12 protein-coding genes are annotated in these 12500 nt (G+C 43.8%); 6 read left to right on the top strand and 6 right to left on the bottom strand.

Annotated elements, in window-relative coordinates:
• Positions 1-175 precede the first annotated feature (175 nt).
• The 5 genes from ACFQWC_RS18165 (at position 176) to ACFQWC_RS18185 (ending at position 4679) form a co-directional block, all read left to right on the top strand.
• Positions 176-1189, top strand: a complete 1014-nt coding sequence (locus ACFQWC_RS18165; RefSeq protein WP_299741818.1) for a cyanophycinase — start codon at positions 176-178, stop codon at positions 1187-1189.
• A gap of 259 nt (positions 1190-1448) precedes the next feature.
• Positions 1449-1847 (top strand): flavoprotein, encoded by a 399-nt coding sequence (locus ACFQWC_RS18170; RefSeq protein ID WP_377108774.1) that lies wholly within the window; start codon positions 1449-1451, stop codon positions 1845-1847.
• Positions 1848-2306: 459 nt separating this feature from the next.
• Positions 2307-2816, top strand: coding sequence for a sigma-70 family RNA polymerase sigma factor (locus tag ACFQWC_RS18175; protein ID WP_341357968.1), 510 nt, complete (start codon positions 2307-2309; stop codon positions 2814-2816).
• The gene (locus tag ACFQWC_RS18180) at positions 2816-3844 is read left to right on the top strand and encodes a DUF4179 domain-containing protein (protein ID WP_377108775.1); all 1029 of its coding nucleotides are present in this window, start codon (positions 2816-2818) and stop codon (positions 3842-3844) included. Before ACFQWC_RS18175 ends, ACFQWC_RS18180 begins: the two co-directional genes overlap by 1 nt.
• 145 nt (positions 3845-3989) lie before the next feature.
• Complete coding sequence (locus ACFQWC_RS18185) at positions 3990-4679, top strand: Dph6-related ATP pyrophosphatase (RefSeq protein WP_299741826.1); 690 nt, start codon at positions 3990-3992, stop codon at positions 4677-4679.
• Positions 4680-4755: 76 nt separating this feature from the next.
• Here ACFQWC_RS18185 and ACFQWC_RS18190 read toward each other — a convergent pair whose 3' ends face one another.
• From ACFQWC_RS18190 to ACFQWC_RS18205, 4 genes are all read right to left on the bottom strand, one after another.
• Entirely contained in the window at positions 4756-5850 is a 1095-nt protein-coding gene (locus tag ACFQWC_RS18190) for a Ger(x)C family spore germination protein (RefSeq protein ID WP_377108776.1), read from the bottom strand.
• Positions 5847-6941: a GerAB/ArcD/ProY family transporter gene (locus ACFQWC_RS18195; RefSeq protein WP_299741830.1), complete on the bottom strand. Its 1095-nt coding sequence runs from the start codon at positions 6939-6941 to the stop codon at positions 5847-5849. The genes ACFQWC_RS18190 and ACFQWC_RS18195 overlap by 4 nt, the downstream gene beginning before the upstream one ends.
• A 32-nt stretch (positions 6942-6973) precedes the next feature.
• Entirely contained in the window at positions 6974-8380 is a 1407-nt protein-coding gene (locus tag ACFQWC_RS18200) for a spore germination protein (RefSeq protein WP_299741832.1), read from the bottom strand.
• A gap of 464 nt (positions 8381-8844) precedes the next feature.
• Entirely contained in the window at positions 8845-9393 is a 549-nt protein-coding gene (locus tag ACFQWC_RS18205) for a CBO0543 family protein (protein ID WP_299741836.1), read from the bottom strand.
• Positions 9394-9691: 298 nt separating this feature from the next.
• Here ACFQWC_RS18205 and ACFQWC_RS18210 point away from each other — a divergent pair, with 298 nt between their 5' ends.
• On the top strand, positions 9692-10120 hold the full coding sequence (locus ACFQWC_RS18210; protein WP_377108777.1) for a GNAT family N-acetyltransferase: 429 nt from the start codon (positions 9692-9694) through the stop codon (positions 10118-10120).
• A 49-nt stretch (positions 10121-10169) separates the two neighbouring features.
• On the opposite strand, the gene ahpF is transcribed toward ACFQWC_RS18210, so the two are convergent.
• Both ahpF and ahpC read right to left on the bottom strand, forming a co-directional pair.
• Positions 10170-11696 (bottom strand): alkyl hydroperoxide reductase subunit F, encoded by a 1527-nt coding sequence (ahpF, locus tag ACFQWC_RS18215; RefSeq protein ID WP_299741840.1) that lies wholly within the window; start codon positions 11694-11696, stop codon positions 10170-10172.
• 12 nt (positions 11697-11708) lie between these two features.
• Positions 11709-12272 carry an alkyl hydroperoxide reductase subunit C gene (gene ahpC / locus ACFQWC_RS18220; protein ID WP_113971351.1) on the bottom strand — a complete coding sequence of 188 codons (564 nt, stop codon included), beginning with the start codon at positions 12270-12272 and terminating at the stop codon, positions 11709-11711.
• Positions 12273-12500: the final 228 nt, after the last annotated feature.

The raw sequence follows: 12500 nt of genomic DNA on the forward strand, positions 1-12500 counted from the left end.
TTCGATTACAGCCAAGGGATAATACATAATTGGGTTGATTAAAACCGAAATTATAGGACCCAATAAAAACCAATTATTGTTTAAATTTTTACATTATTCAGTAAATAAAGCGCTTTCGTAATTGGCATAGAACTTGCAATAGATAGAGTGATCTTAAAAAAAGGAGGACGAGTGTGTGAAAAGACTGATTGCTTTATTGGTTGTCGCAGCTTTATGGGGAGGTACCGTTACTTCCGCAGGTGCTGCAAAAAGGAACTATACCTATTATTCCTATGGAAGTGAAGGGGATGTCACGACTGCCACTTCATATGGTGTGAATCTGATGGGTGGCTCGACTGATGTGGATGAAGCGATGAGGTGGATGGCGGAGAAAGCGAATGGAGGAGACTTCGTTGTACTTAGAACATCAGGCAGTGACGGGTACAATCAGTACCTGTACGATTTAGCGGCTGACAATCAATCGCCACTGAATTCGGTTGAAACGATCCTGTTGCAAAATCGGAATGCCGCGTATGAAAATTTCGTGCTGGATAAGGTGAAGAACGCAGAAGCGATTTTCTTTGCTGGGGGAGATCAGTTCCTTTACGTGGATTATATTAAAGGAACTCCTCTTGAAGATGCACTGAACGCTCAGATTCAGAAAGGGATCCCGATTGGAGGTACCTCTGCGGGACTAGCCATTCAAGGAGACTTTGTCTACGATGCTGCAAATGGGACCGTGTATTCAGATGAAGCATTGGCTGATCCATACAATCGCTATATGACTTTTTCAAGGGACTTCCTTCAGAACCGTTACCTGGATAATACCATTACGGACAGCCACTTCGAGCAGCGGGACCGGATGGGTCGATTCGTCGGGTTCTTATCCCGAAATCTATTAGATGGATGGACAACAGAGGCAAAGGGGATAGCGGTGAATGAGCAAACCTCTCTATTGATCGAAGCCGATGGATCGGCCAGGGTGGTCGTGCAGCCGGGAGGGACCGATCAATCGGTTTATCTTGCCAAGGCTTCTTCACAGCCTGCCAATGTATCGCCTCTTTCCATCAGCAATGTTGATGTCATTAAACTGGAAAATGGCGATACGATCGATATGACGAATTGGGCGAGTCATACTGGTTTTTCTTATCAGTTGGAAGCGGTCAATGGGGTTCTGAGTTCGTCGAGTGGTTCGGTTTATGGGAATTAGTATGGGGCTTGACGAGGGCTTGTGAATAATAAGAAGGGTGCTGAATCTTGTTGATTTGGTGCCTTTTTTTTGAGTGAAACCTTTACCTGATTTCCGGAGGCTCAGTGGATATTTTCTATAACATGTGGAATCAGCCTTCACTTAAAAAGAAGGAGAGTTTCCTGTCAGATATGATGAGCTTCTTTTTAATAAGAATTAGTGATTGAGTACATGGCCGACTTTTGAAATAATTGGTAGTAACATACTTTAGGAGGTTTCTATGAACGACAAAACATTCAAGCCGTTTCTTGATGTATTTTTAGAAGCTTGGAAGAATCCATCTATCAGAGAGTTTGAGAAATTCATTTCGACTGATTATCGAGCCAGGGAAATCAGGGATGGAGAAATCGTTGATTTTGGTTATGAGGAATCGATTGAGGGATGGAAGCAGGGGTTTGATTTTGTGAAAAAGCAGCACGCAGAGTGGGAGATCCATGAGGTGTCGATCATTCCTATGAAGGAAGATGAAGTGATGGCGATTCTGTCTGCAACGATTGTGCTGAATGGGGAAGCAATGGAAACGTGTCACTTGTTCTTTGACACGTTTAAAAAGGGGGACAATTGGAAGATAGTGAGGAGTTATATTGAGACGGGGGTTGTGCGAGGGACGGACCTCTAAAACGACCGCAAAGAGTACGTTCTCCTGGAGAATCGAGGTACGTCCCTGATTGTGGTGGAGGCAATTCGCCGTTAAATGGAGAATTTCGCCGATAAAATTAATATTTCGCCGTTATATTGAGAATTTCGCCGTTAAAATCTGATTTTCGCCGATAAATGGATGTAAAGGCTTGTCACACATCGAAATGATAGAGCAATTTCTTTATATGAGCTGCTCTGGTGTGCTCGGATGAGACGATTTTTCGCGTGAGTGACCATTTTCACTCGAAAAACGGAGGAAATAGTAACTTTAACGTAGGCATAGCCGAAAAAGAGTACATAACATGGGATTACATCCGATTACATGAAGACGTTAGAGTTCATCTAAGTGTAGATAGATTCTTTTTTTGACATAGTGTGAAACGTTTTGGTCTGTTCACTAGTCTAACGGGTAGAAAGCGGGTGAGTGCAGTTGAAGTTGATGGAGAAAAAGGTCAAGAAAGCGAAAAGGGGAGATGAGAAGGCCTTTCAAGAGTTGATTCATCAGGAAAAAAACAAGCTTTATCGAATGGCCTATATGTATGTGAAAAATGAAAATGATGCTCTTGATATTGTACAGGATGCTATTTATAAAGCTTTTATATCCATTAATGCCCTGAAAAATCCTCAGTATTTTTCAACTTGGTTATCAAGGATTTTAATCAATACAGCATTGGATTTTATTAAAAAGAATGAACGTATCATCCTGACGAATGAAGTAGATATACTTTCTAAAGAGCAGAATCTTGGAATTGAAGAAAAAATGGATTTAGCAGGGGCGATTGAACGGCTGGATGTTTCATATAAAACGGTCATTATTCTTAGATATTATCAAGATCTTACCATAAAGCAAATCGCTGAAATGCTCCATTGCCCTGAAGGAACGATCAAGACGCGATTGCATAGAGCCATTAATCTCTTGAAATCGGATTTAAGGGAGGGGTGTATCTGATGAAGGATCATTTAGGCAATAACATTAAAGACGAGATGGACAGCATTCAAATCCCTGAAGACAAATTGAACCATACGATTCAAATGGCCATTGAGAGAGGGAAGAAGGATCGGGGAGGCCGCGGAAGGAAGTGGATGTATTATAGCAGTGCCGCCATCCTTTTATTTGGATTATTAATCGGTTCGGCTCTGGTATCGCCCGCCATGGCCAATGTGGTATCCAAGATTCCGTACCTGGGGAGCATTTTCGAATCCAAGGGTGATGTCGTAATGGACATGTCAGATGAACTAAGAGAAAAAGGATATCCTGTTAACGGCCTCGGTGTATCATTTCCGGAGAAAGTGATCCGAATCGGAATTGAAGGCGATCAAGACTATTTTAATCGTGTCAAAGCAGAGGTTGAAAAAGTGGCCATGGATTTTCTGAAATCGAGAAACTATGATGCCTATACAGTTAAAGTGAGTAGATATAAAGAGCCAAAGGTTCCGCAGAAAGATAAGGAAACGCAGCAGAGAAGTGAAGACTTCCAGTTGATTGATAGTCGTGTCAGGGAAGAGCTTGGGAAGCGAAACGTAGAAGTATTGCAGCTGGCACACTTGGCGAGACCAGAGAGCATTCAGCTGGAAATCCCCAATACTACGGAAGCCACGAGCGATGAAATCAAGGAAGTAGTAAGAGAGATAATGAGTGAAAATAATATACGCCCTATTCCAGTTGAAATCAAAAAAATCAACATGAAGAAGAGAGAGCAAGATAGAAGATGGAGGGAGATCCTGCAAACTGTCAGTGATGACCTATTAGGAAAGAAAGATTACAAAGTGAGGATGGTCGGGTATTCCGTGCATCCGGAGCCGGAGATTCAAGCACATATCACTTTATCAAGTAAGGACGAAGATGCCAAGGATTTTGCCAGGCAGCTTGAAAGAGTCATTGATGAATTTCTGAAATCCGACCATATGAAAGAAAGGATCAAGGGTGATTCCTACCATATCACGATCTATAGTAAGGACGATAAGGTAATCAACTGAAGTTAATCCATTTAAGGGGCTTATCTAAGCCTCTTTCTTGTGAAAAGATGTTTGAGTTCCTTGTTCAGGTTTGGAATAATGAATATTGAGAAAACTCATTATTATGATAGAGATAGTGGGAAGAATCCGACACATGGAGGTCCAAATGAAAACAGTCATAGCATTCAGCGGTGGAAAAGATTCCACCATGGCATTATATAACATACAGCAAAATCCGCAATACGAGGTGGACTCACTGCTCGTGACGCTGACGGAAGGATTCGATCGGGTTTCGATTCATGGGGTCCGGTATGGGATGTTGAAGCAGCAATCTGAGTCGTTGGGGATTCCGCTTCGGGAAGTCTGGATCCCGCAGGAGTGTCCGAATGAGGTGTATCAGGAACGGATGGAGGGAGCGGTATCTGACATGTTGGGTGATGGAGTCACTCACATGGTCTTCGGGGATATCCACCTGGAGGATGTGCGGGCGTATCGTGAGGAGATGCTTTCAGGGACGGGGATCAATCCGGTTTTTCCGCTTTGGGGGCGACCAGTGGGGGAGTTGAGTCGTGAATTTATCGAGCTTGGATTCAAAACCGTGCTCACATGTATTGATCTGGAACAGTTGCATCGATCTTTTGCAGGGAGAGTATACGATCGGGATTTCCTAAGAGATTACCCTGAAAGTCGTGACGTGTGCGGTGAGAAAGGGGAGTTTCATACGTTTGTGTTCGACGGTCCGAACTTCGGGTTTCCGATCGAGTATGAGTTGGGGGAGGAAAGGGTGACGCCGGATGTTCAAACAGAGCGGGATCGATTCTTATTTGTAGATGTTTTACCGATGAGACCCAAATAACCCTTTATGCAGGAGAAAGACCATTTAAGAGGATAAAAGAAGCCGGCCGGTAAGAATCGGCCGGCTTTTTATGATTTTACTTCAGATTGTTCGTTCCGACGATTTCAACGTTGACCTTTGGGATAAACTTGACTTCTTGATAGTCTTCCTTCCACGTATCGGGCTTCCATGAATCATGATAGGTGACCGATAATTTCTTCCCGACTCCCAGCGCGTCACTATTGGCTTCAAGTAATAGATCGGTGAGTTCCCGGGCTTTTTTAGTGAGTTCTTTTGAAGCGATTTTATTTAAGCTTTTAATGTCTTTTGGAGTGGTCTCCTCATAATAACTTAAAACCCGTGCTTTCAAGTCCGTATTGATCGTACAGGTGACTTGTCCTTTCGCTTTTTTGACGTCCATTTTTGTTGTGGCTTTATGGATGGCCAGCGTCAGGGGCTGGCTGAATTCATTTGATTGTATAATTAATTTCCCCCGTTTTTTCAAATGATTCATCATCATGATCAGCAGGGAGGTTTGGCTGGTGGTGAGGGTGTGCCCGGTAAACTTATCGTCGTTGAATAAAGCAGATCCGGCCAGTTTAAGCTTATCTTCCTTGTCTTTTTTAATAAATGGGAGGATCATGTCCTTCTCTTTGGCCGTGTGGTGATTCCAGACAGTAAATGTCGTTTCATCAGGGATATAGGCTTCTTCCACCCCACCTATAAGCAAGTCATTCACCTCGAACACAATCGGACTGTCTTGTCTGTTTAAAGTGAGAATGTCATTTCCTTTCCCTTCACTAATGACGATGGATGAAGCGATATATCCTTTGACGGATCTGAAGATCGGCTCTAAAAGGGGAGCGATGCCCCTAGACTTTGCAAGGTCCTCCCCTACAATGATGATGAAGGCCTTTTCCACATCCATCTGACCGGATACTTTATTCTGGAGATTGATCTCAAGCTCGGAAACCGTTTCCTCTTCGGCTTCATAGAATTCATCCATTACCTCGAACTTTCCCCCACCGGAACTTCGGATATTAATGGCCCGGGCTGTTCCGAGGATCTTATCTGGATCTTCCGTCGTGTCAAAACTGATTCCGTTGACCAGCCGGCTGTCTTTTAACTGCCTTTGATCCCAGCACCCGGTCAAAAGGAGCAACGAACAGAATAGGAATGGTAATTTTCTCAACGGGAATCCACCTTTCTATGTTTGTGTAAGAATCGTGAACATAGTAGTAGCATGAACGGAATGGCGACTAAGACCAGGTAGCTCATATATTCGATCCAAATAGTATAGAGCTGCTTAGATTCAAGATCTTTCGGCGCCACTATAAAAAGGAGGAATACGGCCAGGCTATTCATAAGCACCCGTTTCGTTTGGTTGTGAGTAAATAGTCGCAGGCTTTTACTTGCCAAATAAATAAATATGATGATCGAAGCGGCCAGTGGAACGATCCAGATGGATATAAACAGTAGATCGAGCCGGTCGATCATTTGAAAATGAAGGGGTCGCAGAAAATAGATGACAGGATAGTTGATTTCTTCTAAAAAGGCTTCACTGAATATCAGTATGCATATTAGTACAAAGTAAGCCGTCAGCCCTGTGACAAAGACGTTCGCCCACGTAATGACCTTGAGGAAATCGGTTCCTTTTTTCTCTGCTAATGGGTATAAAAAGAGAATCACTTCAAATCCCAACAACGTTAACATAGAATCACGGCTGCCTAAGGTAATGTTCTTTAGGCCGCTGCTTCCGAATGGGAGGATACGATGCAGTTCCATCGGAAGAAGAAAGGAAAAAAAAGAAATCCCGAATAAGAAAAGAAATAGAATGGAAATCAGACCAAAAAATCTGGCGATGATCCGGATATCACTGATGGCTGCATATGTACAAGTCAGAATCATTAATAATCCTATGACCCAATAGGGGGTACTCATGAGCAGATGCTCTTCAATAATGGATGTGAACTGCAGTAAAACGAACGTAGCCGCCCAGATGAAATACATGTAAATAATCAGGTTCACAAATGTTCCTACTTGTTTTCCCAGCACAAATTGTGTGATTTCAGGATAGGTCAAACGTGGGAACCTTTTTAATAACAGCCAGAACATGATGAGGACAAGCTGAATCATCACTCCGGCGATAATGACTGAAATCCAGCCGTCACCTTTACTGGTGGTTTGCAACGTATTGGGAAGGGATAAAATCCCGAAACCGATTTGGGTCTGGGACATCAAAAAAAAGATATGCCGGTTCGTCAGGAAATTTGTCTTGGCCATGAGAGATTCCCTCCCCCCTTTCTGAAGGTGAGCTACGTTTGTTTCATAGGGTGATTTCTTTTCTTCGTTTTAATAAAGGTATCTTTCAGTTGATGGAAGTAAAATGGTGCGATCGATTCCAAATATGGCTTACCGAACGATTCCAGACGGCATAAATGTATCAATAGTACAGCAAGGGAAAGGACGATTCCTAAAAACCCAAAGAAATTAGCCGCAAGCATGATTGGAAACGCCATGATCCTTGCACCCGTCCCCATTTGGTTGACAGGTGCAACAAACGATGCAATCGCCGTCAGGGCGACAACGACGATCATCGTGTTGGATATAAAGCCAGCCTCTACAATCGCCGTCCCGATGACCAAACCGCCTACGATCCCAACCGTTTGAGCAATGGGGGAAGGGAGGCGGATCGCCGCCTCTTTCAAAAGCTCCAATACTACCTGCATGGCGATTGCTTCGAAAAATGGCGGGAGCGGGATGTATTCGATCTGAACACGTATGGCGTACAGAATCCCAAGAGGCAGAATTTCTGAGTGGAAAGACACGATGGCAATGTAGACAGCTGGTAAGCAGATCGCCATTAAAAAGCTGAAAATCCGGATGAGACGGAAAAAAGATCCAATGATCCATCTGCTGTTATAGTCATCCGGAGATTGATAAAAGCTGAAAAAGGTGATCGGTGAAACAAGCACATGAGGATTTCCATCCACGATCACAAGTGATTTTCCTTCCAGTAAATAAGACGCCGCCCGGTCGGGTCTTTCCGTTGCTAATAGTTGGGGAAAGACAGAATAACTATTATCTTCAATCAATTCTTCCAGCTCCCCTGCAGATTGGAGCTCCTCCACCTCTACCGCCTCGATCCTCTCAATAAGAATGTCTAATGGTCCATGATCCACCAATTCCTCCAAATAGACGACCGATACTTTGGTTTGTGTTTTAGACCCCAGAGTATAATTCTTCATTTGCAAAGATGGATTTTTCACTCTTCGCCTGATCAAGAAGAGGTTTTTGTTCATATTCTCCGTGAAGCCATCATGTGATCCCTTGATGATGTGTTCATTTTCAGGTTCCTGGATGGACTTATCATCGCCGGCCGCAACGGGCATGAGGAGAACGGAAGCTACACCTTCTTCTAACAGGGCACAGCTCCCCTCAAGGAGACCGGTCACTGCCACTTCCAGATCAGTCGATCTACTATATTCGGCGTTCTTGATTACGGTTTCAGGGGTGGCATTTCCTTTGGTTTCAAGAAAAGGTTCAATAATGTTTCGTTCGATCAACTTTTTATCCACCAGGGAATCGATGTAGAGTAGTTTGCATGGTTTGTCCAGAAAAATGAGATCCCTTATCTTCAAATCTTCCGTATGATAGAGGGCGGAATGAATCTCCTCTATATTTTGTTCGATTCTGTCGACGATATTTTTAGAAGGACTCATTTGTGATTCACCTGCCGTCTTTAGATGGTTGCTATTATTTTGCCTGAAATGGGATATTTTATGTTTGGAAGTAAGGGAGGATTTCGTGGAGGGATCTACGAGGTAGCCGAAATGATGTCTACGATACTAGGGGGTGAGATCCAATACCCGAATCCTTCAGTGAAGGAATTTAAATCTTATATGGTGAAAAAAGGTGGGAAAGTGGATTTCGTAAATGTGGTCATCGGGATTCATTTTTCCAACCAAGTTAGGGGTGGCGGGAGGAGTCACACATGAATTCAAGAAAATAACCAATTCGGATCCCATTCGATTGGAACGTTATATAGAAGAGTTTCAGGGAAGCTGGGAGAAAAACTAGGGTAAATGTATCATGGTATTGTGTCATTATAAAGGTCAGAAAGATTGATTCCCTGAGCGCTTTCTGACCTTTTTAAAATCCATCAGTGATATTCCCATGGAAACGATTATTTTTGGATGGGTCTAAAGTGATTTCTTGTACTTAAATAATGAGAGGCGAAATACATAGCTGTATAAATCGGGAATGAATAGATGTATTTCCATCCTGTATACACCACAAATTCACTCCACACAAATATCGGCTCTGCTACAAAGGAAATCAAGAAACCATATAGTATTCCTTTTATAAAGAAATGGGCATGTGGTTTGACTTGAATAAAAACAATCGTTAACACAGGAATTAATGTAATATCCCACGGTTTATAAGAAGGAGAGAAGGGGAGGACTTCATAATTATAATGCCATAAGCCCAGTTGAACCCCGATGCTGTCCAGCCAAATCGCGATGAACATGACGAAAAAGGCGATATACAATAATCGGTGGGTACTCTCCTTTGGGCGGTATTTGGCCCATAAGAGCCAAGGAATGATCGTCAGGAGGACCCCGACCCACCATTGCCAGCTGAACACAATTTCCTCTTGCCACAATTCGAACTTCTCTATGTAGGTTTGATGCATAGCTTCATAAATTTGTTGGACCTTTTGCTCCGTGCTCATCTTTCCCTCCACCTCCGCCTATACAACATCTCACTAACGAAAGTCCAAAACACCAGTAAAACTGGAAATCACATTATCCTGTAGTATGAGAGAAAAAGGGTAATTTATGCATTCAGGATGGAAGAGGGACGGACCTCGAAATGGTTATGGAGGGTGTACAAATGAGAAAAATCTGTCAAAAGAGGTCCGTCCCTCTGGAGGAGGATATGTTAAAATTTAGTGAAAAGTAATTGTGTAGGAAGAAGGTACATGCTGGCATTATGATTCAATATTGATTATACGTAAAGAGGGATGAGAAATGGCAACCATTAAAGAACTTCAAACCCGGAATGAGATGATTCAAGCCTATCCGGTGATGAACGAGTTACGTACCGATTTGTCGGAAAAGACATATATGGCATTGGTTGAGGATATGAGGAAAGAGGGATATCGCTTGTTCGCTTTATATGAGGACGATGAGATCGTGTCTCTCACCGGTATTGGGGAACGGATCAATTTTTACAACAAACATCATATGTACATCTATGATTTGATCACGTCGTCCAACCATCGCTCCAAGGGATATGGAAAGCAGTTGTTGGAGTACGTCCATCGATTGGCTGAAGAGATCGGGGTGGAATATGTAGCCCTGGAGTCCGGACTTGAAAGACGTGATGCCCATAAATTCTATGAAGAAAAGCTGGGATATGAGAAATGGTGTTATTCGTTTCGAAAGAAGTTGTTCTGAATATATAAAGGTCCGTCCCTCAAAACGAGGGACGGACCTCTAAACCATCTTAATTCCGTATCAGGTAGTCGAATGCGCCAAGTGCGGCGTTTGCGCCTGATCCCATGGAGATGATGATTTGGTTGTATGGGCTGTCTGTACAGTCTCCTGCTGCAAATACGCCAGGGACGTTGGTGGCACCGTGTTTGTCCACGATGATTTCACCGAATTTCGTGCGTTCTACAAGGTCGCCGAGCCAGTCTGTGTTTGGCACAAGACCGATTTGGACGAATACACCTTGTAGTTCGACGTGCTTCTCTTCAAGAGTTTCACGGTCTTTATAAGTGATTCCATTCACTTTATCTGTACCGGTAATCTCCTGAGTTTGTGCGTTCGTGATCACTGTCACGTTCGGCAGGCTGTAAAGACGTTTCTGCAGTACGTCGTCGGCTTTTAGTTCTGAGTTGAATTCAAGAACCGTAACGTGCTTGACGATTCCTGCAAGGTCGATGGCTGCTTCGATACCGGAGTTTCCTCCGCCGATGACAGCGACATCTTTCCCTTCGAACAGTGGTCCATCACAGTGAGGGCAGTACGCCACTCCCTTGTTCTTGAACTCCTCTTCACCAGGAACGCCGATGTTGCGCCAGCGTGCACCTGTCGAGATGATCAGACTCTTACTCTTCAGGACCGCACCGTTTTCAAGCTCAAGCTCCACAAGGTCTTTTTTCTCAAGACGGCTTGCGCGCTGAAGGTTCATGACATCGATGCCGTAGTCTTTCACATGCTCTTCAAGGCTTGCGACAAGCTTGGGACCTTCCGTGTGCTTCACACTGATGAAGTTCTCGATGCTCATCGTATCAAGGACTTGACCGCCGAAGCGTTCCGCAACGATTCCAGTACGGATTCCTTTACGTGCAGCATAGATCGCGGCACTTGCTCCTGCAGGTCCTCCACCGACGACAAGGACGTCATAAGGATCTTTATCCGATAGCTCATCCGCACTTGGACCTTCTACGATTTTAGATAGAATTTCTTCCAAAGTCGTACGTCCGCCGTTGAAGAATTCCGCATTCAGGTAGACAGCAGGAACGGCCATGACGTTCTTGCGTTCCACTTCTTCCTTGAAGGCAGCTCCGTCAATCATCGTGTGCGTGATATTCGGGTTCAGGACACTCATGATGTTCAGCGCCTGCACCACGTCCGGGCAGTTGTGACAGCTAAGACTTACATACGTCTCGAAGTGGTGTTCGCCTTTGACACTCTTGATCTGGTCAATGACGCTCTGATCCACTTTCGGCGCTCTGCCGCTCACTTGAAGAAGGGCAAGGACCAAGGATGTAAATTCATGCCCAAGAGGAATCCCGGCAAAAATGATACCGGTCTCCTCACCAGGACGATTCACGCTGAAGCTTGGTGTTCTTGTCAACTCTGCTTTTTCAACACTGATGCGGGATGACATGGAAGCTAGCTCTTCAACAAGAGCCAGCATTTCCTTTGAAGTGTCATCTTCCCCTGCACTGACTTTCAGGACGATGTCGCCTTCCATCATTTGCAGGTACTGTTCTAATTGTGCTTTAATATCTGCTTCGAGCATGCGTAGCACTCCTTATAATTTACCAACTAAGTCAAGGCTTGGCTTAAGTGTTTCAGAACCTTCCTGCCATTTCGCCGGGCAAACTTCGCCTGGGTTGTTACGCACATATTGTGCCGCCTTGATTTTGCTTACTAAGATATCTGCGTCACGGCCGATTCCGCCAGCGTTGATTTCAACTGCCTGGATGATACCATCCGGATCGATGATGAAAGTTCCGCGGTCAGCAAGACCATCTTCTTCATTCAATACATCGAAACCGCGAGTGATGCGTTGTGACGGGTCACCGATCATCGCGTATTTGATTTTACCGATTTTTTCAGAGCTGTCGTGCCAGCCTTTATGTGTGAAATGAGTGTCCGTAGAAACTGAGTACACTTCTACGCCAAGCTCTTTAAGAGTTTCATAGTTATTTTGAAGGTCTTCAAGTTCTGTCGGGCATACAAATGTGAAGTCTGCAGGGTAGAAGCAGAAAATGCTCCATTGGCCTTTCAGGCTTTCGTCTGTCACAGTGATGAACTCACCGTCTTTGAATGCTTCTGCTTTAAATGGTACGACTTGTGAACCGATTAATGACATAGTGTAAATTCCTCCTAGTGGTTTGTGTGATTGAGAATCATTAATAGATTATAATAATTCTAATTCGATATTTATTATTATATATATACGTTCTAATGTCAAGGGAAAAGATTCAGGTTCTGATAGAATGATAGAAAGGAAAAATATAGAGGAAGAAACGATACTTAACCTGTTTGCGATGTTCACGATTCTTCCCGTCCATATCTACGCGGTGTCGACATTTATAAT

The sequence above is a fragment of the Rossellomorea sp. GCM10028870 genome (assembly GCF_042666755.1).
Lineage (GTDB): Bacteria > Bacillota > Bacilli > Bacillales > Bacillaceae_B > Rossellomorea.